General features: G+C 47.4%; 1 pseudogene. It reads left to right on the top strand.

Annotated elements, in window-relative coordinates:
- Nucleotides 1-19: 19 nt before the first annotated feature.
- A pseudogene (locus R7Z49_RS27915) lies at nt 20-506 on the top strand (calcium-binding protein); the annotation flags it as partial.

Here is a 506-nt window from a genome sequence, read left to right as displayed (position 1 = left end):
AAAGTGGGGCGAGGTAGATATGGAACGAGTAACTTTTGGCTCATTGATGAGTAATATTGTAGTTATCGGTCTCGATGGGGAAATTAGAACCCTCGAACAAGGACAGTTGCCTAAACCAGGGGAACTAATTATTAACGAAGTTTCAGACACTTCAGAACTGGTCATTGAGCAAGTGACACCGCAAGGCAGTTCCATCAATGTAACTGGTGATATTACTGCGTTGATAGAAGCTATTGCAGCGGGACAAGACCCGACCCAACTAGGTCAAGAGTTTGAAACCGCAGCGGGCGAAGCAAATGGGTCTAGTCCTCAGACAACAGGGAATGTTGCGCGAACAGGGGCAGAATTGCTCGCCAGTACCAACTTTGAGACAGTTGGCACTGAAGGAGCGGGGTTTTCAACCACTCAGATTCTAACTTTATTGGACATTCTCCCTCCAACGCAGGCACCAGCTCCGACAGGAACTCCGATTCCAGTAACAATTACGGTGCAAGATATTTCTAGCC

It is taken from the genome of Vibrio sp. 1562 (assembly GCF_033340155.1).
In the GTDB taxonomy this organism is placed as follows: Bacteria; Pseudomonadota; Gammaproteobacteria; order Enterobacterales; family Vibrionaceae; genus Vibrio; species Vibrio alginolyticus.
Note: the sequence above shows the minus strand (reverse complement) of the source record. Positions and strands in the feature narration are given on the sequence as shown.